This window comes from Castellaniella sp. FW104-7C03 (assembly GCF_040276085.1).
Taxonomy (GTDB): domain Bacteria; phylum Pseudomonadota; class Gammaproteobacteria; order Burkholderiales; family Burkholderiaceae_B; genus Castellaniella.
Genome location: NZ_JBELOK010000001.1, coordinates 196286 through 214580 on the forward strand (window position 1 = coordinate 196286; position 18295 = coordinate 214580).

Sequence of the window (18295 nt, forward strand, 5' to 3'; positions counted from 1 at the left end):
CCACTACCCCGATCAGGGGCCAGCTGAGTGATGCGGACAGACCGGAGGCGTTCAAGGCAATCCCGAATAGACAAAACGAGATTATCGACCAAATTTGTAACTTGTGCCGTTGCGGCAAAGATACAGATGCAACAAAAGCAGAAACAAAACGTCGCCATCCCCCTTGGAAACAGGGGGCGGCGACGGAGTCAGGCAATGACCATCGACAGGTATTTGACGACCAGGTATTCGTCCAGCCCGTAATGAGAGCCTTCGCGCCCCAGTCCGGATTGCTTGACACCACCAAACGGGACAGCCTCGTTGGAGATCAGGCCCGTATTGATGCCAACCATACCGTACTCCAGCGCCTCGGCCACTCGCCAGACACGGCCAATATCCCGGCTATAAAAATAGGCCGCCAGCCCATACTCGGTGTCGTTGGCCATCTGGATGACTTCGGCATCATCCGAGAACCGGAACAAGGGAGCCACCGGGCCAAAGGTTTCTTCGTTGGCCAGCTTCATGGTGTCGCGCGCGTCTGCCAGCACTGTGGGCTGAAAATAAGTGCCCCCCAGCGAATGAGGCTTGCCCCCGGTCAGCACCCGCCCTCCCTTGGAGACCGCATCGGCGATATGCTCCTTGACCTTGGCCAGCGCCTTTTCGTCGATCAGGGGCCCCTGGGTAATGCCTTCATCCAGCCCATTGCCCACGCGCAGGCCTTCTACGGCCTTTACCAGCTTCTGGCTGAAGGCATCATAGACAGCATCCTGCACATAAAAGCGGTTGGTGCATACGCAGGTTTGGCCGGTGTTGCGATATTTGCTGGCAATGGCGCCTTCAACCGCCGCATCCAGGTCGGCGTCATCAAACACAATAAAGGGTGCGTTGCCGCCAAGCTCAAGCGAGAGTTTCTTGATGCTGGGTGCGCATTGCTTCATCAGCAACCGGCCAACCTCAGTAGAACCGGTAAAGGACATCTTGCGCACCCGCTCGTTGGAGGTCATCTCGGCGCCGATCTCGGCAGAGTTGCCTGTCAGCACCGAAAACACACCGGCAGGCACGCCTGCCTCTTGCGCCAATACCGCCAGCGCAAGTGCCGAAAACGGCGTTTGGCCGGCTGGCTTGACCACCAACGGGCACCCTGCCGCCAGCGCAGCACCCGCCTTGCGCGTGATCATGGAAGACGGGAAATTCCATGGGGTAATCGCCGCACATACGCCAACGGGCTCTTTGATCACCACCACGCGCCGGTTGGCGGCATAACTGGGGATCACATCACCATAGGCACGCTTGCCTTCCTCGGCAAACCATTCCAGAAACGCCGCGCCATAGGCAATCTCTCCGAGAGACTCTTTAAGCGGCTTACCCTGCTCGGCCGTCATGATGACGGCGAGATCCTCGGCGTTTTCTGTCATCAGCTCGAACCAGCGCCGCAGCACCGCCGCGCGCTCTTTGGCTGTCTTGACACGCCAACCCGCCCAGGCACGCTCGGCAGCCTCGATGGCACGGCGTGTTTCGGCCGCGCCCATATAGGGCACCTTGCCAATAATTTCACCCGTGGCCGGGTTGTTGACGGTGATCACCTCGCCTGAATCTGCATCGCACCACCGACCATCCAGGTATGCCTGCTGACGCAGGAGATCGGGGTTTTTCAGTGAAAACATATCGATCCTCCGTGTTCGTTGAATAGACAAACACTTTAGGTCATTTCAGATATGCCCACCAAACAGACAAAAAAAAAGCCCAAGATCCGAAGATCTTGAGCTAAATCCACCAAAGGAGGAGGGTGGAGGAGACAACCTGGGCATGTCGGGCTACGAAGACCTGGGGCCTGAGCCGATGGTGTTGAGGGTTTTCCCGCTGCAATCACCTTGCGACATCCGATAAGCAAATTATATAGACAGGCATTGCTGCGTTGCAAGAATTATTTGATGTCAATAGATGACAGCCATAGGTTTGTGGCTTTTTACACACAAACAAGGGTAATCCTTCTCTGTTTTGGGCCTAATCATCAGATCCGGTAGGCGCTGGTGGTCATGACCTTGGACATCAGCCGCATCGCCCAGCGCACCGGCGCCGGCAAGGGAACGGCGCCGTGGTGCTCTGCCGTGGCACGGTGGCCGATCTCGTCATCGCGCATCTGCGTGACCACCTGCCTCGAACGATGGTCATGCTCGGGCAGCGTACTCAGGTGCCCGTCCAGATGCTCCTCTACCTGACGCTCGGTCTCGGCCATAAAGCCCAGGTTATGGGGCACCCCTGCCCGGCTGGCCGCCAGGCCCAGGCCAAACGAACCCGCATACCACAGGGGATTCAGTATGCTGGGCCGGCTTTGAAGCTCATTCAGGCGCTGACGGCACCAGGCCAGATGATCCACTTCTTCGGCAGCCGCCTGATACAACACTGCGCGGATGCTCTCGTCGCGGCACAGCAACGCTTGGCCACGATACAAGGCCTGTGCGCAGATCTCACCCACATGATTGACCCTCATCAAGCCGGCGCTGTGGCGCGATTCATCCGGGGACAAGGCGGGCTCGTCCGGCTTGGCGGGCCCGGCGGGATACGCGCGATCGTGAGGCACGCTGCCATCAAGCACCTGCAACGCGCGCCCACCTTCGGCCAGCAACTGATCCAGCAAGGTGGGACGGCGCTGCCATGGCACTGAAGAGATGGAAGAGGAAGTCATACAGCAATCCTTTTAACGACTCAGAAACCGCCAGATAGGCTTGAGTGCAACAAGCAGCCAGCATGAGGGCAACACAATGGCCAGCGCAATCAGGCCACGCCCTGCCCAGACCTGATCATCCTGCAAGTATGCATTGCACAGACGGATGGGCTGATCCAGATAGACCATCCCGACGATGGCACTCATCCAGCAAAAATTGCCCAAAAAGAACAGTTTAATCACCACATTGGCCTGGCGCACGGACGCACCGAGCAAGTAACCACAGACGGGCAAACCAATGTACTTGAAGGCTGCGACGCGCCAATCGACCAGCGCATCATCCAGCGCCTTGGGGATCATCCACCCCGCCCCCACCAGGCTGACAAACAACAGCCCCGGGATCCCGTAGGCGTTCCATGACCAACGGATCCGGCGCCCCGATGTGGGCTGCCACATTGGACGCGGCTGTCTTTGGGCTAGTACCGAATCCTGTGCCACGCCAGGCCTTGCGGAGCTTGCCAACGCCGCCGCGCCCTGAAAGGCCGACGACTGCGCCTCGTGTGCCGCCGGAGGGTTGATGGCAAGCTCTGCAAACAGGCCAGAGAGCACCAGTAACGGGATCTGCACCAGCATATGCAGGCTCATTAGCGCAGTCAGGGCATCATGAAAGCCCAAGGCAACACCCGCGCAGGCCACAGCCGCCAGCAGACACACTACCCGCTGCCCCCGGGAGGTTATCAGGCTTTGCCCGATCTTCATGGTTGCCCCCCGGCACCCCGGCTGGACGTCGCTGGGGTTATCGGGCCGGGCGCAGCTGCCAAGGCAGATCTGGCCGCCTTGAGCGCCCAGCCTGGATCATCAAGATCCACGACCCGAACCAGCTGACCACCTGGTGTGACCACATGGAACGCCGCATTGTGCTCGAATTCACCCAGCGGGGCAGGCACCACGACAATCCCGAAAAGATCCAGGATGGCCTTGCGCTGATCCGGGTCTTCGAGCGTATAAAACTGCCACACCTTTGGGTTGGCACCCATGCGAACCGAGTAGCGCGCCAGATCCTGAGCATCGTCCCGTGGATCGAAGCTCAGGCTGATCAGGCGCAGCTTGTCTTGCAGGCCTTCGGCCTCGATGGCGTTTTGCAGGCGCTCAGTGAGCGAGCCCTGTGCCAGGCACAGGGAGATGCACCGTGCATAAAAAAAATTGACGATGGCAACCCGGCCATCATCGTGAAGCAATCGACGCAAGGATTGCTGCTGCCCGGAATCGGTCAGCACCCGCGCAGAAGGGATTTCACGCGGATGCACCTGGATGTCCTGGCGGCGGGCGGTTTCGGCGGTCAGGGCAGTGAACCCGCTGGTGAGGCCAAACAGCACCCCAACCCCTGCAGCCAGCGCCACCACCAGGGAAATCACCCACCGCATGACGAAACCCCCTGCTTACTTTTTCTCGAGCATGGGACGGAGATCTTCGTCGCCTTTCCAGGGAGTGGTCTGGCCTTTGGTTTCTTCACGCACCTTGGCCACAAACGGGGCATCAATGGTGGACGCAGAATTACCAAAGCTGGTACGCACGTGGCTGACAATGGCAGCAACTTCCTCGTCGGAGAACTTATCCTGGAAGTGAGGCATTTCGCCGTTGTACTTGACACCTTCGACCGTCAGTGGGCCATGGATACCGTGCAACACGATACGCACCATAATGCCCGGATCCTTTGCATCCACCCACTCGGATTTGGACAAGGGAGGAAACACCCCGGGAATACCTGCCCCACTGGCCTGGTGACAGGCCACACAGTTGGCCGTATACAGCTGACCGCCGTCGGCCTTGGCCGGCACGGCAAAATCGGCCATGACGCGGTCGTCACCCACAGAAGGAGGCATGGGAGTATAGGACGCATACAGATGCCAGACAGCCCACACCAGCAAAGCGCCGATGATGGTCAGGACAATCTTGGGAATCGGCCGGCTACCCTCGACAGGCTCGGGTTGCTCGCGGCGCTGCTGCGTATATTTATTGCTCATTTCTTATCTCCTTCGGCCTTCGCTGCCGGCTGCTCTGGCAGCTTGGGTAGCTGAGCATCAGGATGAACCGGATACGTATGATCCAGGCCGATCAGATATGCCACGAGATCCAGCGCCTCGGGGGTAGCAACCACCACACGGCCATCTGCAGGTGCATAGGCGGGCGGCAGATTGACCACCTTGTCGCCGGCTTCGGCTTTGTCCTTGAGCTTGAACATGAACGGAAATGCCGGCATGTTGCTGCCCGGCGTATAAGCCCGGGGCTCGTAGAGGTGTCCGAGGTTCCAGTCGACACTGGGCTGGCGCGCACCAATATTGAAGAGGTCGGGCCCCGTACGCATCGTACCCAGGAGGTGGGGATGATCGTAGTAGTAATCGCCGGCCACGGGTGCGCGGCCCCAGCCACGCTGGAAGTCGGGCGCCATTGACTGGCTGCGGGGTTGTTGCGAGTGGCAATAGACGCAACCCATCTCGATGTAAACCTGACGGCCGCGCAGCTGTTGCTCGGTGTAGGGCTTGAGGCCCTCGGAGGGCTGCACATCCGACAGCTGCATATAGGGCAGCACAACCAGAGTGGCCGTGGCCAGGGCGAGGGTCACCATCGCCCCACTAAGAAGTTTGTATTCGCTTTCCATGATCAGGCACCTGCAATCGCCTGAACTTCAGGCTGAGACTTACGTTTATGCAACAAGGCCGGGCCGACGCGATTGCGGCCATAGCGCAACGCCATCTGCACAAAGTGCACGGCAAACACCAGATGACCGAGGGTCATCAGCGAGCCACCCACTGTGCGGGCTTCGAGATAAGGCATGGTGACCAGCACCGAATCCATGAACGGACGCGCGGGATCCAGCATGGCAAGGCCTTGCAACCAGCCACCGATGGACAGGCCAATAATGTAGACCCCCATACCCACAACAACGAGCCAGAAGTGCACGATGATCAGCTTGGGGTGTGGCCATTCCCAGGACATCACGCGGGGCATCACAAAATAGATGGCACCAAACATGACGATGGAGAAGAACGCATACAAGCCCAGGTGCGCGTGAGCCACCGTGAAGTGCGTGAAGTGAGCCACCCGGCTGACACTGCGCAGGGCTTCGAGAGAGCCCTCGAAGGAGCTGACCGTGTACATCATGGCGCCCAGCACAATGAAGCGCAGCGTGGGCGAGTAATACATGGTTTTGAAGTGGCCACGCATGGTGAGGTGCTGGTTGACCGAGAAAGCCAGCACAGGGATGATCATCATCATCGACTGAACAATGGACAGCGAGATAAGCCAGTGCGGCACCGGCCCACCCACCAGGTGGTGCCCGCCCACCTGGCCATAAAAGAAGGCCAGCGCCCAGAAACCGATGAGCGACAGGTTGTAGGACTGAATGGGGCGACCAATGATCTTGGGCAGAAAGTAATACACCGAGGCCAAGGCAATCGGGGTGTAATACAGGCCCAGCACGTTGTGGCCAAACCACCAGTTCATTGTGGCCTGCTCAACCCCGAAGTGCACGCCGGGCACCTTGCCCACGAGATACAGCACGGGAAACCAGAACAGCGCCGCGCCCATGTACCAGATGGACACGTACAGGTGATCAACCTTGCGGTTGCGCAGGGTGAACACCAGAGGCAATGCAATGAGCGAACCACCGATCACCAGCAGAATGCTGATTTGCCAGGGGATTTCGAGCCACTCGAGGCCGTCGTTAATGCCGGCGGCAATGGCACCCAACCCGGCAATGATGCCGGCGTTCCAGAGCATACAGCCCAGCAATGCAAAGCGGCCGCCATACAGGCGGGTTTTGAGCAAACGCGGCAGCACCCAGATGGCGATACCAAAGGCGGCCATCGGGCACCAGCCATAGGCCACCATATTAAGGTGCAGCGTGCGCGTGCGACCAAAGGTAAGCCAGGCATATTGAGTGAGGAACTCGGGGTTGTGCAGCTTGATGGAGCTGATCAGTCCAAACGTGGACGCAGCCACCAGCCAGACAATTGCACAGGACAGGAACACAAACGTAACATACGCTGTGGACTGGTCGGCCTCCATGCGCTCGGCGAGCTCGGCCTTGAGCTTGCTGGCCAGGGAGGGGTCGATGACAGCCTTGCCGCCCTCAGTGACGATCTGTTGCAGGCCAGCCCGTTGTTCTGGTGTGGCAGAGGGGTCTTCAACGTGGCCGATTTCGCCTGTTGAGAAAATGACCCCGGCCGCAGCAGGGTTGTCATCAAACATGTTCCGACGCAAAGACCAGATAAAAACACCCAGCCCAGTGACGGACAAAATAAAGGTCATTAATAATACGGTGACGGTATCCACAGCGCTTCCAGTGAAGGACAATCGAAGCCCGATCTCGGGCATGAGCCCGAATCGGCAACCTGAGATTGTAGCGTTAGTTTTGATCTATGATAAATCTACAAACTTACACAATACGTACAAACCCACATCAAATATGGGGGTTTCAGCCAGGCGTCAGGCGGCTCTTGGATGCTTTGAACACTTAAACACAGGACTTGAACAATGGAATGCACCCTAGACTGGCAAGGCCCCGGCAGCATGCTGTTTATCTCTAAAACCGGCAGCGGCCACGTACTGGCCATGGATGGCGCCCCCGAGGGCGGCGGCCAGAACCTGGCTGCCCGCCCCATGGAAACCGTGCTGACAGGCGCAGGCGGATGCGCCGCCTACGATGTCGTTTTAATTCTCAAACGAGGCCGTCATGCCATCACGGGCTGCAGGGTCAAGCTCACTGCCGAACGCGCGGAAACCGAGCCAAAAGTTTTTACGGCAATCCATTTTGCGTTTCAGGTTACCGGCAAAGACCTGCCGCAGGCGGCAGTAGAGCGCGCTGTCGAACTCTCCCATACCAAGTATTGTTCGGCTGTCGCAATGCTCGAAAAAACTGCCCGCATCACGCACTCGGTGGAAATCCTGGCCGCCTGAGCCTTTAGCCACAAAGCGGCAAACGGACACGGCATCTTTCTGGATGCCGGGGGCACTGCTGGAACAATCGGATGTAAATATGAAGCAATACCTCGAACTTCTTCAAGATATTCTCGACAACGGCGTGGCCAAGGGCGACCGCACCGGCACCGGCACACGCTCGGTGTTTGGCCGCCAGCTACGGCACAACCTGGCCAATGGGTTTCCGCTGCTTACCACCAAAAAGCTGCACTTCAAGAGCATTGCCAACGAACTCATCTGGTTTCTCAGCGGCAACACCAATGTTTCATGGCTGCAGGCACACGGCGTGAGCATCTGGAACGAATGGGCCACCGAAGATAACGAGCTGGGCCCCGTATACGGAAAGCAATGGACGGCATGGCCCACCAAAGACGGCGGCACCATCAATCAGATTGATTACGTGGTGAACACCCTAAAAAACAACCCCGACAGCCGCCGCATTTTGTTTCATGGCTGGAATCCCGAATACCTGCCGGACGAAAAAATCAGCCCCCAGGAAAACGCCCGGCAAGGCCGGATGGCCTTGCCGCCCTGCCATCTGCTGTACCAGTTTTATGTTGCAGAAGGCAAATTATCGGCCCTGCTGTACATCAGAAGCTCGGACAGCTTTTTGGGGCTGCCGTACAACATCGCCTCGCTGGCTTTGCTGACACACATGCTTGCCCAGCAATGCAATCTTGAGCCGTACGAAATCGTGGTAAGCCTGGGTGACCTGCATGCCTACTCGAACCACACCGAGCAGATCCATACACAACTGCAACGCAGCCCCCGCGACTTGCCGACATTGCACATCAAGCGCAAACCAGACTCGATCTACGACTACGCATTTGAAGACTTCGAGATCGTCGACTACAACCCGTATCCGGGTATCTCTGCGCCCATTGCGGTCTAGAAACTAGAGGCCCCCGCGTTGCAAGATGCGACGGGCCCCCACAATGACCGGCAGATCCACCATGCGGCCATCCAGCCGGAAGGCGTACTCGCCGGTTTTCTCGGCGTGATCCACCACGCGCCGGGCCCAGTCGAGCTCTTCGGGCAACGGCTGGTATACCTGATGCACCACCGCCACTTGCTTGGGGTGGATACACAACTGGCCGCCATAGCCCATATCACGTGCCAGCGTTGCTGATTGCTGCAAACCGTCGAGGTTGGAGAAATCGGCAAAGACCGTGTCAATGGGATCGTCCAGGCCGTGCATGCGGCTGGCCTGCAGCACCTGAAAGCGCACCTGATCCAGAATCTTTCCGGCCCCTTCGGTTTGTGGCCGGGTACCAAACTCGACCATCAGATCAAGAATGCCAAAGGTAAGACGCACCACGCCATTGGCCTCGGCAATTTTGTCCAGCATCCGCAGACCCTGGGCAGACTCGATCACCGGAATCAGGGGTTTGCCGGCCCCCGACACCTGATACACGTGATCGGCGGCCTGTGCCTTGGGCAGCATAATGCCCACCACAGACGGCAAGGAGCGGCACAGCGCGAGGTCGTCTTCAAACCAGGGGGTTGTGCCGTCGTTGATACGGACCCAGACATGATCCTGCGGCGACTGTTGCGCGTGGCGCGCCAGGGCCTCGCGCGCAGCCTCTTTGGCATCGGGCGCCACGGAATCTTCGAGATCCACGATCACCGCATCCGCACCGCTGGCGATGGCCTTGGAAAAACGCTCGGGGCGATTGCCCGGCACAAAAAGCGCAGAGCGCATCAAAGTTTCTTGCATGGTGTATCCCCCTTTAAACCAGGTCGATCAAGCCTTGGCAGCCACCCGCCGCGCGGCAATGCGTTGCTGCCACTCTTTGGGGCCGGTGGTGTGCACGGCACTGCCGCGCGCATCCACGGCTACGGTAACCGGCATATCCTGCACACGGAACTCATAGATGGCCTCCATGCCGAGGTCTTCGAAGCCCACCACACGGGCTTCCCGGATGGCCTTGGACACCAGATAGGCGGAACCGCCCACCGCCATCAGATAAGCAGACTGATGCCGGCGGATGGCTTCGATGGCTTCTGGACCGCGTTCGGCTTTGCCGATCATGGCCAGCAGTCCGGTTTGCCCCAGCATCATCTCGGTGAAGGCATCCATCCGGGTAGACGTGGTGGGGCCGGCTGGCCCCACGACTTCGTCGCGCACCGGGCTGACGGGCCCCACGTAATAGATGACCCGGCCGGCAAAATCAACCGGCAGGGACTCGCCTCGGGCCAGCATGTCCTGAATGCGCTTGTGCGCCGCATCACGGCCCGTGAGGATATGTCCGGACAGCAAGAGGCGCTCGCCGGGCTTCCAGGTGGCAACCTCTTGGGGCGTGAGTGTATCGAGATTGACCTGACGGGAGGCTTTGTAATCGGGTGTCCAGTGCACATCCGGCCACTCGGAAAGCGGCGGGGGCGGAAGATCGGCCGGGCCCGAGCCATCCAGCACAAAATGCACGTGGCGCGTCGCCGCACAATTGGGAATCATGGCCACGGGTTTGGACGCCGCGTGGGTGGCCGCCGTCTGGATCTTGACATCAAGCACGGTGGTAAGACCACCCAGACCCTGCGCACCGATCCCCAGGGCATTGACCTTCTGATAGAGCTCGATACGCAGTTCTTCGAGTTTGTTTTGCGGCCCGCGCTGAAGCAGCTCATACATGTTGATGTCCTGCATCAAAGACTGCTTGGCCATCAGCATGGCTTTTTCGGCCGTGCCACCCACCCCGATACCGAGCATACCGGGCGGGCACCAACCCGCCCCCATTGTGGGCACGGTTTTCAGCACCCAATCCACCACCGAATCGTTGGGATTGAGCATGACAAATTTGCTTTTGTTTTCTGAGCCGCCGCCCTTGGCTGCCACCTGGATATCCACGGTGTTGCCTGGCACAAGCTCTACCTGCAGAACACAGGGGGTGTTGTCCCGCGTGTTGCGGCGGGTAAACAGGGGGTCGTCGAGAATGGACGCCCGCAAGGGGTTGTCGGGATTGGTGTAGCCACGCCGCACGCCTTCGTCGCACAGAGCCTGCAAGCTTTGCTGCGTATCAAAGCGGACATCCATGCCGATTTTCATGAAGACGTTGACGATGCCGGTGTCCTGGCAAATAGGCCGGTGGCCTTCGGCGCACAGACGCGAATTGGTGAGGATCTGGGCAATGGCATCGCGCGCCGCCGGGCTTTCTTCAAGCTCGTAGGCTCGCGCCAAGTGATGAATGTAATCCAGAGGGTGATAGATGCTGATGAACTGAACAGCATCTTCAATTGACTGGATCAGGTCGTCTTCGGGGATGGTGGTCATTATTTTCCTTTCCAGACAGGCGCACGTTTTTCAGCGAAGGCAGTTGCTCCTTCGTGGGCATCCTGGGAACTGAAGATATGCGCAATGCGTGGCCGCTGAAGATCAAACATGTCCTCGGGACGCCAGTTGCGCGATTGCGAGATGATGGCCTTGGCGGTTTGCACGGCCAGCGGGCCATTGGCGGCAATGGTGCGAGCCATGGCCAGCGCGGATTCAAGGGCCTGCCCCGGCTGGGCCAGGCGGTTCACCAACCCCAGTTGGTGCAATCGGCCAGCATCCAGGAAATCACCCGTCAGTACCGCCTCCATGGCCATATGATAGGGAATACGTGCGGGCAGGCGCAACATGCCACCAGACCCAGGCACCAGACCGCGTTTGACCTCAGGAACCCCAAATCTGGCGTCTTCAGCGGCAACGATCAGGTCGCAGGCCAGGGCGAGTTCGCAGCCACCCGCCAGTGCGTAGCCTTCGACCGCGGCGATAAGCGGCTTTTTGGGCGGGCGCTCGCACAGGCCGCCAAAGCCCCGATTGCCGACATAGGGCCGCTGTCCGGTGGCCGCAAATGCCTTGAGATCCATGCCCGAACAGAAATGCCCACCCGCGCCGGTGAGAATGCCCAGACGCAAATCAGGATCGGCATCCAGTTGATCAAGCCCAGCCGCCAGGGCCTGGGCTGTCTCGAGATTGACCGCATTGCGGGCATGTGGACGATTCAGGCGCAGGATCAAAATCCCGTCTTGTTGCTGCACCTCGAGGCACTCGCTCATGTGTTCTCCGACAAAGTGGATAAAATGGTCGTTTTGGGCGCAGCCAGCACTGTACCCGAGTTTCAGACAGAACCTTTGCGGATACCCCGCCACGCCATGCTCACATTTCAACAACTTATTTTATCCCTCCAGCAATACTGGGACAGGCAGGGCTGCACCCTGCTGCAGCCGTACGACATGGAAGTCGGGGCCGGTACTTCACACACCGCCACCTTTTTGCGGGCCATTGGCCCCGAACCCTGGCGCGCTGCCTACGTGCAGCCGTCACGCCGTCCCAAAGACGGCCGCTACGGTGACAACCCCAACCGTCTGCAACATTATTACCAGTTCCAGGTTGTGCTCAAGCCTGCTCCCCTCGACATCATCGATCTATACCTGGGCTCTTTGCGGGCACTGGGCATCGATCCCCAGCAGCACGACATCCGCTTTGTAGAAGACGATTGGGAAAACCCCACCCTGGGCGCCTGGGGGCTGGGTTGGGAGGTCTGGCTCAACGGAATGGAAGTCACGCAATTCACGTACTTCCAGCAAGTAGGCGGGCTGGACTGCAACCCGACCATGGGAGAGATCACCTACGGGCTTGAGCGCCTGGCCATGTATCTGCAAGGGGTCGAGTCTGTCTATGATCTGGTCTGGACACAGGCACCCGACGGGCGTTGCGTGTACTACCGCGACGTGTTTCACCAAAACGAGGTCGAGCAATCCACCTACAACTTCGAATACGCCGCGACACCCATGCTGTTTTCTCATTTCAACGATTACGAATCCGAGGCCAAACGCCTGATCGAAGTGCCACTGGCCCTGCCGGCCTACGAGGCCACGCTCAAGGCGGCTCACACATTTAATCTGCTGGATGCCCGCGGTGCCATCAGCGTCACCGAACGCGCCACCTATATTGGCCGTATCCGGGTACTGTCCCGCGCGGTGGCCCAGGCGTACTTTGATTCGCGCGAACGGCTTGGGTTTCCCATGCTGGAGGCACAGGCATGAGCACCCGCGACCTGATTCTCGAGCTGCTTACCGAAGAGCTCCCCCCAAAAGCGCTCGACGCCTTGGGCCAATCCTTCGCCGACAGCGTGCACAAAGTACTCAAGCAGCATCATCTGTTGGCTGCAGACTGCAGCTTTCAGGCCTATGCCACGCCCCGGCGGCTGGCCATCCACCTGAGCGCCGTGCTGGAACACGCCCCTGATCAGGCTTACACCGAAAAACTGATGCCCGCCAGCATCGGCCTGGACGCCCAGGGTGCCGCGAGCCCGGCACTGATTAAAAAACTGCAGGCCAAGAATCTGGCTCACCTGAGCCCCTCCGATCTCGTCTCCCGCCACGACGGCAAGCAGGACATCCTGTACGCTGAAGGCACTGCCCCCGGCGCCTCCTTGACCGATGGGCTGCAGCTGGCGCTGGATTACGCCGTCACGCACTTGCCGATCCCCAAAATGATGCAATATCAGCTGGCAGACGGACACACCAGCGTCAAGTTTGTACGCCCCGCGCATCATTTGCTGGCCCTTTTTGGCGATACCGTTGTGCCTGTTCAGGCACTGGGGCTGCAGGCCGACCGCATCACACGCGGGCACCGGTTCTTGTGCCAGGAACCACTCAGCATTGCATCGGCAGACACCTGGGCACAGACACTACAGACGCAGGGCCACGTGATCCCCGGGTTTGCACAGCGGCGCGCCCGTATCGCCACGCAGCTGGCCGAATCCTCTGCCCAAATGAGCGCCACTATCGGGCAATCTCCCGAAGCAGAGGCGCTGCTCGACGAGGTGACGGCTTTGGTCGAATGGCCCACCGTATACGTAGGCGAGTTCGACGAAGGCTTTCTGGCTGTACCGCCAGAATGCCTCATCCTCACCATGCGTCTCAATCAAAAATATTTTCCCTTGTTTGATCCGGCCACAAACGCACTGACGCATCGTTTCTTGATCGTCAGCAACATGCAGCCGGAAGATCCTTCGCATATCATCCAGGGCAACCAGCGCGTGGTGCGCCCACGCCTGGCCGACGCACAGTTTTTCTATCAGACCGATCTCAAAACACCTCTGGTCGACCGCGTGGCCGACTTGGCCCACAGCGTCTATCACAACAAGCTGGGCACCCAGCTGCAACGCACCGAGCGTGTGCGCAAGCTGGCACGCTGGTTGGCGCCGCTGCTGGGCGGCGCGCCCCTGGTGGCTGCCAAAGCTGCCATGCTGGCCCATGCCGACCTCGGCACCCAGATGGTGGGCGAGTTTCCAGAACTGCAGGGCATCATGGGTTCATACTATGCCGCCCACGATGGTGAACTCCCCGAGCTTGTCCTGGCCCTGCGCAATCAGTACCAGATCCGCCTGGACCAGCCCGTATCCGCCGAGACACTGACGGCAGCCGTGTTGTTTATGGCAGAACGGGCCGAAACCCTGGTGGGCATCTGGGGGATCGGGCTGGCCCCCACCGGAGAGCGCGACCCCTACGGCCTGCGCCGCGCTGCGCTGGGCCTGATCAGCGCCTACGAGCAGCTCACCGCCGGCGGTTATCTGCGCGCCAGCGAAGACAGCCCCGCCCGCCTGGCCGCCCTGCTGGATGAAACCGCGGCAGGCTTTGCCCCGGGCACGCTGGCTGCCGGCACCGTCCCGGCCGTACTCGAATTCATCTACGAGCGTTACCGCAACCAGTTAGTCACGCATGCAGACCGCACCGCTGTGGATGCCGTCCTGGCCCTGCACCCGCCGCTGCACCAGGTTTCTGCCCGTGTCCAGGCCTGCATGGCCTTTGGCAACCTGCCCGAGGCCACCGCCCTGGCAGCCGCCAACAAGCGCGTCAGCAACCTGCTCAAGAAAGCAGATGACACCTTGCCGGCATTTGATCCGGGCTTGCTGCAAGAACCTGCCGAACAGCAATTGGCGCAAACCATCCAGCAACTGGCTCCGCAGGCTCAGGCACAACTTGCTGCCGGCAATTTTGCCGCCGGCATGGCGGTGCTGGCCCAGGCCCGTGGCCCTGTCGATCAATTCTTTACAGATGTCATGGTGATGGCCGAAGACACCGCACTACGCAACAATCGCCTGGCCTTGCTTAAATCCCTGCACGGCCTGATGAACGAAGTCGCCGACCTCTCCAGGCTGGCACAGTGAAGCTCATCATTCTCGACCGCGACGGCGTCATCAATCACGATAGTGACGCCTTCATCAAATCGCCCGACGAATGGATCCCCATTCCCGGCAGTCTCGAGGCCATTGGCCGCCTCAGCCACGCCGGCTGGTATGTGGTAGTGGCCAGCAACCAATCTGGCATTGCACGCGGGTTGTTTTCCATGGAAACCCTGGGAACCATCCACGACCGCATGCGTCAAGCCGTGGCAGAAGCGGGGGGCCACATCGACGCCATCTTCTTTTGCCCGCACGGCCCAGAAGACGGCTGCACTTGCCGCAAGCCCAAAGCGGGCATGCTGCACGATATCGCCCGGCGCCTGGATGTCTCTTTAAGCGAGGTTCCCTTGGTGGGTGACAGCCTGCGAGACCTGCAAGCGGCAGCCAGTGCAGGTTGCCACCCGTATCTGGTGCTCACCGGTAAAGGCCGGGCCACCTGGAATCAATCCGGCACCAGTGGAGAGCTGCCTGCCGGCACCGAAGTACACGACGACCTGGCCGCGGTGGCCGATGCCTTGCTAAAGACCCAGTCATGACGTTTCTGAGATCCACCCTTTATATGGCCTTTTTGGTCATCACCGTGATCCCCTATGCCCTGTGCTGCGTGCTTTGGGCCCCACTACCCCTGACATGGCGCTACCGCCTGACGCTGGGCTGGCCACGGCTGGCCCTGTGGGGCGCGCGCTGGATCCTTGGCATCCGCTATCAGGTGCGCGGCACGGAACACCTGCCCAAAGAAGGCCCGGCCATTATTTTGTCCAAACACCAGTCCGCCTGGGAAACCCTTTATTTCGCGGTCAAACTGCCACGCGACGTGGTGTTTGTGTACAAGAAAGAACTACACCATGTGCCGTTTTTTGGCTGGAGCCTGGCACTGCTCAGCATGATCCCGATCAACCGGGCCAAGGGGCGCGAAGCCTTCGAACAAGTTGTGCGCATCGGCAGCCAGCGCCTCAGAGAAGGTCGTTGGCCTGTGCTGTTTCCCGAAGGCACGCGCGTCGCCCCCGGCGAGGTGGGCCGCTACAAACAGGGCGGCACGATGCTGGCATGCAAGACAGGCGTTCCGGTGATACCGGTGGCACACAATGCGGGAGAACGCTGGCCGCGCAATGCGTTTATCAAGACGCCAGGCATGGTTACGGTTTCCTTTGGGCCAGCCATCGACCCCAAAGGCTATAACCCGGTAAGCCTCAATAACGCAGTTCGTGACTGGATCGAAGCCGAAATGCGGCAGCTCAATCCAGAGCGCTATGACCACTGACGCACCACAGCAATTAAGCCTGTTCGATACAGCACCCGCACCGTTGCCAGGACAGCCGCGGGCGGCGGGCCAGAAAAGCCCGCGCACACCCACTGCTCCGCCCCCAGACAGCCCTGCGTCACTTTTTGTGCTGACACCACAGCCCTGGCTGCCACCTACGGGCTATCGACGCAAGCTGCTGCTGCGCCCGGGAGAGCCACTGGAGTACGGTTTACGGCGCTCACACAGACGATCCATCGGCCTGACCATCCGCGATGCACACTTGCTGATCCAGGCACCATCCTGGGCGAGTCAAAGCCAGATTGAAACCGCCATCCACACCAAGGCAGGCTGGATTGACCGCAAGCTGCGGGCTGCGCAACAGCGCCTGGACGTGCTGGCCGTGCGGCCGGCCCAGTGGCGCAAGGGCGGCCACATCCCGTATTTAGGTGTGATGATCGAGCTGGCGCTGGACAGCGCCCGTACCCTGCATTTTTCGGGCACCCCGACAAGCCCTGATCACCACGACCAGCTGTTTTTACCCCTGCCCGATAACGCTGGCCCAAGCCGCATCCAGGAACGCACCCAGGGCTGGCTGCAAGAGCAGGCGCGCCGGGATTTTAGTATCCGCTTGCAGGCCACACTGGCGCGAGCCGGCCAAACTATCCTGGATTGGCGCCTCTCCAATGCGCAAGGGCGATGGGGATCTTGCTCCAGCACCCGACGCATCCACCTGAACTGGCGTCTTATCCACCTGCCGCCGACATTGATCGACTACGTGGTGGCGCACGAAGTGGCCCATTTGACCGAGATGAACCACAGCCCGGCGTTCTGGCGTGAGGTGGAGCACCTGTACCCGGACTTCAAGCAGGCGCGCGATGCCCTGGCGCAGCATCACCCAGGAAGCCTGCCGCTTTTTTAGAGGCCTGGCATCCCGCGCCAGGCACCTCAAAATATGCGTATGATAGGACAGTCCAAACGATCAAGGATGGCATCATGCGACTTCTCCACACCATGCTGCGCGTCGGCAATCTCGACCGCTCTCTGATGTTTTACACCGAAGTACTCGGCATGCAGCTGCTGCGTCGAAAAGATTACCCGGAGGGCCGATTTACCCTGGCCTTTATTGGCTACCAAGACGAATCCGAAGGCGCCGTGCTCGAGCTTACCCATAACTGGGATACTGAATCCTACGACCTCGGAGATGGTTACGGCCATGTGGCCATCGAGGTTGAAGATGCCTACGATACCTGCGCCACGATCAAATCCCGGGGTGGCCTGGTGGTGCGCGAAGCCGGCCCCATGAAGCACGGCAATACCGTGATCGCCTTTGTGCAGGATCCCGACGGCTACAAGATCGAGCTCATCCAGAAGCAAGGCCGCGAAGACTAAACCCCGGCCTGATCAGCATCCATACCCGTCAGGGCGTCGGCCAAATCCATAAACTGGTTCACAGCAAGGTCTTGGGGGCGCGCCGTCGGCGCAATCGCCAGACGCTCCCAATCCAGTTGGGCCGCCCAGGCCCCCAAACTGCCACGGATCATCTTGCGGCGATGCTCAAACACCCGGGATACCAGCTGAGCAAACAGCGCCGGGTTTTGTGGGGTACGGCGTTTGTCGGCCGCCAGCGGGCGCATGCGCACAATGGCAGACATCACCTTGGGAGGCGGGTCAAAGGCCGTGGGGGGGACATCAAACAGATGCACCATCCGGTAACGGGCCTGCAACATCACCGACAGCCGACCATACTGGCTGTCGCCTGGCCGTGCCACCATCCGATCGACCACTTCACGCTGCAGCATGAAATGCTGATCTTGTACCTGATCAGCCCATTGCATCAAATGAAACAACAGCGGGGTTGAAATGTTGTAGGGCAGATTACCCACGATGCGCAGCTTGGCAAGCTGTCGAGCATCTGCGTCAGACGCCGGAGCAGCTGATGTAGCCGTATCGCTTGCCAGCGGGCCGCACACGGCCTGCAGTTCGGCAAAATCCACAGCCAGCGCATCGGCCTGGATGAGATGCAGGCGATCGTCAGGCCACTGCTGACGAAGCCTGTGCGCCAGATCACGATCGAGCTCGACGGCTACCAGGCGCTTGAGACGGCCCAGCAGCGGTGCGGTCAGGGCCGACAGGCCCGGGCCGATTTCTACCATGGCATCAGAGGGTAGAGGGTCGATCGCACGCACGATGGCATCCACGACGGATTCGTCGCTGAGAAAGTGCTGGCCAAATCGTTTGCGAGCCTGATGAGCCATGGGC

19 protein-coding genes are annotated in these 18295 nt (G+C 59.9%); 8 read left to right on the forward strand and 11 right to left on the reverse strand.

The annotated features are described in order from the left end of the window. Window positions 1-188: 188 nt before the first annotated feature. The 7 genes from gabD to ABS758_RS00880 form a co-directional block, all read right to left on the reverse strand. Window positions 189-1643, reverse strand: a complete 1455-nt coding sequence (gene gabD, locus ABS758_RS00850; protein WP_350379775.1) for an NADP-dependent succinate-semialdehyde dehydrogenase — start codon at window positions 1641-1643, stop codon at window positions 189-191. A gap of 347 nt (window positions 1644-1990) precedes the next feature. Next, a complete protein-coding gene (gene coq7, locus ABS758_RS00855; protein WP_350379777.1) occupies window positions 1991-2665 on the reverse strand; it encodes a 2-polyprenyl-3-methyl-6-methoxy-1,4-benzoquinone monooxygenase in 675 nt (224 codons plus the stop codon). 12 nt (window positions 2666-2677) lie between these two features. Continuing rightward, the gene (locus tag ABS758_RS00860; protein ID WP_350379779.1) at window positions 2678-3403 is read right to left on the reverse strand and encodes a hypothetical protein; all 726 of its coding nucleotides are present in this window, start codon (window positions 3401-3403) and stop codon (window positions 2678-2680) included. Beyond that, window positions 3400-4068, reverse strand: a complete 669-nt coding sequence (locus ABS758_RS00865; RefSeq protein WP_350379782.1) for an SCO family protein — start codon at window positions 4066-4068, stop codon at window positions 3400-3402. Before ABS758_RS00865 ends, ABS758_RS00860 begins: the two co-directional genes overlap by 4 nt. Before the next feature lie 15 nt (window positions 4069-4083). Next, window positions 4084-4668: a c-type cytochrome gene (locus ABS758_RS00870; RefSeq protein ID WP_350379784.1), complete on the reverse strand. Its 585-nt coding sequence runs from the start codon at window positions 4666-4668 to the stop codon at window positions 4084-4086. After that, entirely contained in the window at window positions 4665-5303 is a 639-nt protein-coding gene (locus ABS758_RS00875; RefSeq protein ID WP_350379787.1) for a cbb3-type cytochrome c oxidase subunit II, read from the reverse strand. The genes ABS758_RS00870 and ABS758_RS00875 overlap by 4 nt, the downstream gene beginning before the upstream one ends. 2 nt (window positions 5304-5305) lie before the next feature. Further along, window positions 5306-6979, reverse strand: a complete 1674-nt coding sequence (locus ABS758_RS00880) for a cbb3-type cytochrome c oxidase subunit I (RefSeq protein ID WP_350379788.1) — start codon at window positions 6977-6979, stop codon at window positions 5306-5308. A 201-nt stretch (window positions 6980-7180) separates the two neighbouring features. Between ABS758_RS00880 and ABS758_RS00885 the strand changes: the two genes are divergently transcribed. Both ABS758_RS00885 and ABS758_RS00890 read left to right on the forward strand, forming a co-directional pair. Then, window positions 7181-7603, forward strand: coding sequence for an OsmC family protein (locus ABS758_RS00885; protein ID WP_350379790.1), 423 nt, complete (start codon window positions 7181-7183; stop codon window positions 7601-7603). A 79-nt stretch (window positions 7604-7682) separates the two neighbouring features. Beyond that, the gene (locus tag ABS758_RS00890) at window positions 7683-8516 is read left to right on the forward strand and encodes a thymidylate synthase (protein ID WP_350379791.1); all 834 of its coding nucleotides are present in this window, start codon (window positions 7683-7685) and stop codon (window positions 8514-8516) included. 3 nt (window positions 8517-8519) lie between these two features. Here ABS758_RS00890 and ABS758_RS00895 read toward each other — a convergent pair whose 3' ends face one another. The 3 genes from ABS758_RS00895 to ABS758_RS00905 are packed head-to-tail and all read right to left on the reverse strand — an operon-like array spanning window position 8520 to window position 11659. Next, a complete protein-coding gene (locus tag ABS758_RS00895) occupies window positions 8520-9341 on the reverse strand; it encodes an HpcH/HpaI aldolase/citrate lyase family protein (RefSeq protein WP_350379794.1) in 822 nt (273 codons plus the stop codon). Window positions 9342-9368: 27 nt separating this feature from the next. Continuing rightward, window positions 9369-10892: a fumarate hydratase gene (locus ABS758_RS00900; protein ID WP_492304484.1), complete on the reverse strand. Its 1524-nt coding sequence runs from the start codon at window positions 10890-10892 to the stop codon at window positions 9369-9371. After that, window positions 10892-11659, reverse strand: a complete 768-nt coding sequence (locus ABS758_RS00905) for a crotonase/enoyl-CoA hydratase family protein (RefSeq protein WP_350379796.1) — start codon at window positions 11657-11659, stop codon at window positions 10892-10894. The genes ABS758_RS00900 and ABS758_RS00905 overlap by 1 nt, the downstream gene beginning before the upstream one ends. A 96-nt stretch (window positions 11660-11755) precedes the next feature. Between ABS758_RS00905 and glyQ the strand changes: the two genes are divergently transcribed. The 6 genes from glyQ (at window position 11756) to gloA (ending at window position 17425) form a co-directional block, all read left to right on the forward strand. Beyond that, window positions 11756-12649, forward strand: a complete 894-nt coding sequence (gene glyQ / locus ABS758_RS00910; protein WP_350380223.1) for a glycine--tRNA ligase subunit alpha — start codon at window positions 11756-11758, stop codon at window positions 12647-12649. Beyond that, complete coding sequence (glyS, locus tag ABS758_RS00915) at window positions 12646-14778, forward strand: glycine--tRNA ligase subunit beta (RefSeq protein WP_350379797.1); 2133 nt, start codon at window positions 12646-12648, stop codon at window positions 14776-14778. Before glyQ ends, glyS begins: the two co-directional genes overlap by 4 nt. Beyond that, window positions 14775-15329 carry a D-glycero-beta-D-manno-heptose 1,7-bisphosphate 7-phosphatase gene (gmhB, locus tag ABS758_RS00920; RefSeq protein WP_350379799.1) on the forward strand — a complete coding sequence of 185 codons (555 nt, stop codon included), beginning with the start codon at window positions 14775-14777 and terminating at the stop codon, window positions 15327-15329. Before glyS ends, gmhB begins: the two co-directional genes overlap by 4 nt. Then, on the forward strand, window positions 15326-16054 hold the full coding sequence (locus tag ABS758_RS00925) for a lysophospholipid acyltransferase family protein (RefSeq protein ID WP_350379802.1): 729 nt from the start codon (window positions 15326-15328) through the stop codon (window positions 16052-16054). The genes gmhB and ABS758_RS00925 overlap by 4 nt, the downstream gene beginning before the upstream one ends. Then, window positions 16044-16955, forward strand: a complete 912-nt coding sequence (locus ABS758_RS00930; RefSeq protein WP_350379803.1) for a M48 family metallopeptidase — start codon at window positions 16044-16046, stop codon at window positions 16953-16955. Before ABS758_RS00925 ends, ABS758_RS00930 begins: the two co-directional genes overlap by 11 nt. A gap of 74 nt (window positions 16956-17029) precedes the next feature. Beyond that, window positions 17030-17425 (forward strand): lactoylglutathione lyase, encoded by a 396-nt coding sequence (gloA, locus tag ABS758_RS00935; protein ID WP_350379805.1) that lies wholly within the window; start codon window positions 17030-17032, stop codon window positions 17423-17425. Here the strand turns inward: gloA and rsmA are convergent. Continuing rightward, window positions 17422-18291, reverse strand: a complete 870-nt coding sequence (gene rsmA, locus ABS758_RS00940; protein WP_350379807.1) for a 16S rRNA (adenine(1518)-N(6)/adenine(1519)-N(6))-dimethyltransferase RsmA — start codon at window positions 18289-18291, stop codon at window positions 17422-17424. The two genes, gloA and rsmA, sit on opposite strands and share 4 nt — an antisense overlap. Window positions 18292-18295: the final 4 nt, after the last annotated feature.

What these genes read in the sequence shown, in the direction of transcription:
- gabD (WP_350379775.1), bottom strand. Translation starts at nt 1,643, where the DNA reads ATGTTTTCACTGAAAAACCCCGATCTCCTGCGTCAGCAGGCATACCTG.
- coq7 (WP_350379777.1), bottom strand. Translation starts at nt 2,665, where the DNA reads ATGACTTCCTCTTCCATCTCTTCAGTGCCATGGCAGCGCCGTCCCACC.
- ABS758_RS00860 (WP_350379779.1), bottom strand. Translation starts at nt 3,403, where the DNA reads ATGAAGATCGGGCAAAGCCTGATAACCTCCCGGGGGCAGCGGGTAGTG.
- ABS758_RS00865 (WP_350379782.1), bottom strand. Translation starts at nt 4,068, where the DNA reads ATGCGGTGGGTGATTTCCCTGGTGGTGGCGCTGGCTGCAGGGGTTGGG.
- ABS758_RS00870 (WP_350379784.1), bottom strand. Translation starts at nt 4,668, where the DNA reads ATGAGCAATAAATATACGCAGCAGCGCCGCGAGCAACCCGAGCCTGTC.
- ABS758_RS00875 (WP_350379787.1), bottom strand. Translation starts at nt 5,303, where the DNA reads ATGGAAAGCGAATACAAACTTCTTAGTGGGGCGATGGTGACCCTCGCC.
- ABS758_RS00885 (WP_350379790.1), top strand. Translation starts at nt 7,181, where the DNA reads ATGGAATGCACCCTAGACTGGCAAGGCCCCGGCAGCATGCTGTTTATC.
- ABS758_RS00890 (WP_350379791.1), top strand. Translation starts at nt 7,683, where the DNA reads ATGAAGCAATACCTCGAACTTCTTCAAGATATTCTCGACAACGGCGTG.
- ABS758_RS00895 (WP_350379794.1), bottom strand. Translation starts at nt 9,341, where the DNA reads ATGCAAGAAACTTTGATGCGCTCTGCGCTTTTTGTGCCGGGCAATCGC.
- ABS758_RS00900 (WP_492304484.1), bottom strand. Translation starts at nt 10,892, where the DNA reads ATGACCACCATCCCCGAAGACGACCTGATCCAGTCAATTGAAGATGCT.
- ABS758_RS00905 (WP_350379796.1), bottom strand. Translation starts at nt 11,659, where the DNA reads ATGAGCGAGTGCCTCGAGGTGCAGCAACAAGACGGGATTTTGATCCTG.
- glyQ (WP_350380223.1), top strand. Translation starts at nt 11,756, where the DNA reads ATGCTCACATTTCAACAACTTATTTTATCCCTCCAGCAATACTGGGAC.
- glyS (WP_350379797.1), top strand. Translation starts at nt 12,646, where the DNA reads ATGAGCACCCGCGACCTGATTCTCGAGCTGCTTACCGAAGAGCTCCCC.
- ABS758_RS00925 (WP_350379802.1), top strand. Translation starts at nt 15,326, where the DNA reads ATGACGTTTCTGAGATCCACCCTTTATATGGCCTTTTTGGTCATCACC.
- ABS758_RS00930 (WP_350379803.1), top strand. Translation starts at nt 16,044, where the DNA reads ATGACCACTGACGCACCACAGCAATTAAGCCTGTTCGATACAGCACCC.
- gloA (WP_350379805.1), top strand. Translation starts at nt 17,030, where the DNA reads ATGCGACTTCTCCACACCATGCTGCGCGTCGGCAATCTCGACCGCTCT.
- rsmA (WP_350379807.1), bottom strand. Translation starts at nt 18,291, where the DNA reads ATGGCTCATCAGGCTCGCAAACGATTTGGCCAGCACTTTCTCAGCGAC.